2 protein-coding genes are annotated in these 2,413 nt (G+C 60.8%); one reads left to right on the forward strand and one right to left on the reverse strand.

What is annotated here, in order from left to right:
• Positions 1-722: 722 nt before the first annotated feature.
• Complete coding sequence (gene spoIVA / locus MR825_RS02385) at positions 723-2,201, forward strand: stage IV sporulation protein A (protein ID WP_186906446.1); 1,479 nt, start codon at positions 723-725, stop codon at positions 2,199-2,201.
• Here spoIVA and MR825_RS02390 read toward each other — a convergent pair.
• Positions 2,191-2,413, reverse strand: a 223-nt coding sequence (locus tag MR825_RS02390; protein ID WP_287878576.1) for a hypothetical protein, incomplete at its 5' end; no start/stop codon positions are given. The two genes, spoIVA and MR825_RS02390, sit on opposite strands and share 11 nt — an antisense overlap.

A 2,413-nucleotide genomic window follows, 5' to 3' on the forward strand; every position in this document is an offset into this window, starting at 1 on the left:
GGCGGACTGTTCGGGTTCCCGGGTATGGTGCTGGGCGTGCCTACGTTCGCGGTGCTCTACGCTCTGGTGCGGGAGTGGGTGAACCACCGCCTGGACGCCAAGGGGATCGATGGAAACGGGACGCCCCGCACAAAGCCGGCAGAACCAACCGAAGAAGAATAGAACGCTGTTCCCCCGGCCGCGCCGGGGGAACTTTTTTCCGTCAGGCGTTGGAAACGCGGCGGATCTTCGTCTATACTAAGAAGAGAGAAAGCCTATTCTGCGGAGGGCTATGCGCTGTGACAAATATTCAGCTGTTCCGCGCCATTGGCCGCGTGGATGACGCGCTTTTGGGGCGCAGCGAACGGACCGTGGGAAATCGGCGGATCCAGATGCGATGGGCGCCGCCGCAAACCTGAAAAAGAGCGAGCTGAGCTTCCGCGGTGAGCGGGCCTGCCGTGCCATTGCGGAGATTCGGGCGGAGCGGGTCTACCGGGGGTGGCAGCCGGTATGCCTTTGGGGCGGGGGACGGCGGCCTGATTTTACGCGCCGGGCCTACGCGGGTATTGCGGATGCGGATACGCTGGAAGCGGTCGGCGCCCATATCGGGCGTAGGATCTCATAGAACGGCATGCCCTGCAATTCCTCCGGCCGGGTGTGGGAGAGGAAGCATATTTCATGGCTTATCCCCATACCTATGTAGAGAAAACGACCGGCTCGTGGGGCCGAAGGAGGAATTGCAAGTGGAACAGCGCAAGATCTACGAGGATATCGCCCTGCGTACCGAGGGAGATATCTATATCGGCGTGGTGGGGCCGGTGCGGACGGGGAAGTCGACCTTTATCAAACGCTTCATGGAGACCATGGTCATTCCGAACATCGATAACGTCTACCGGAGAGAGCGCTCCCGCGACGAGCTGCCCCAGAGCGGTTCCGGCCGCACCATCATGACTGCGGAACCCAAATTTGTCCCCGAGGAAGCTGTGGAAGTCACGCTGGAGAACGGGGCCGCCTTTTCGGTGCGGCTCATCGACTGTGTAGGTTACATGGTGCCCGGCGCCGTAGGCTCTCTGGAGGACGGAAGCCCGCGCATGGTCACCACCCCCTGGTTCGATTACGAAATTCCCATGACCGAAGCCGCCGAAATCGGGACCCGCAAGGTCATTGCGGAGCACTCTACCATCGGTATCGTGGTGACCACTGACGGGACCATCACCGATATCCCGCGGGAGGATTATCTGGAGGCGGAGGAGCGGGTCATTACCGAGCTCAAGGAGCTGGGAAAGCCTTTTTTGGTGGTACTGAATTCCGCCTACCCAAACTCGGACCGGGCCCAATCCATCCGGGCCGATCTTATTTCACGGTATGACGTCACCTGTGTGTGCGCCGATTGTCTGGAGCTGGATGAGCGGGCGGTCACCGACATCATCAAGGGTGTGCTCTATGAGTTCCCGGTCAAGGAGCTGGATCTGTTTCTGCCCCCCTGGGTGGACGCGCTGCCCTACGACCATCCCATCAAGAGCGGACTGTACGCCGCCATCCGGGAGGGCTGCGGCGGCATGCACCGCATCCGCGATGTGGAAGGCGCGGTCGCCGCCATCGGGGCGTGCGATACGGTCAGCAGCGCCCGCATCACGTCCATCAGTCTGGGAACCGGTCTGGCCGCAGCCCAGATGGATCTGCCGCGGAGCCTGTTCTACGAGACCTTGTCCCAGCAGTCCGGCTTTGCCGTCCACGACGATGGGGATCTGCTGGGACTTTTGTCGGAGCTCTCCCATGTCAAATGGGAATACGACAAAGTTGCGGGAGCCCTGGAGGAGGTCAGGCGCACCGGCTACGGCATCGTAGTGCCCGGCACCGATGAGCTGGTGTTGGAAGAGCCGGAGATCGTCCGCCAGGGCGGACGATACGGCGTACGCCTGAAGGCATCCGCACCTTCCATCCATATGATCCGGGCGGATATCGAGACTGAGGTGTCGCCCATCGTGGGCAACGAGAAGCAATCCGAAGAGATGGTCAACTTCCTGCTGCAGGAATTTGAGGGGGACACCAAGGCCATCTGGCAGTCCAATATTTTCGGAAAGTCCTTCCATGAACTGGTGAGCGAGGACCTGAACACCAAGCTCAAGCGCATGCCGGACGATGCCCGGGGCAAGCTTCAGGAGACCCTGCAGCGTATTATCAACGAGGGCTCCGGCGGACTGATCTGTATTATCCTGTAACGAGACGGCGGCGCGCCGCCGCAGCCTGTCGAAAAAGGCCAAAGGCCTTTTTCGACAGAGGGATGCATGACGGACAGGGCTCGATTCTGGCAGAAAAGTCGCCCTGTCCGTCATGAGAGGTGTCATTTCCGACGCGCATGTCGCCGGAAATGACGGAGATTTCTTTCCTTCCGTCGTCTGCGGACGACGGAACTCTGCGAGGCTCTTCTCCA

Origin of the sequence: Lawsonibacter sp. (assembly GCF_022777125.1) — a bacterium.
Classification (GTDB): domain Bacteria; phylum Bacillota; class Clostridia; order Oscillospirales; family Oscillospiraceae; genus Lawsonibacter_A; species Lawsonibacter_A hominis.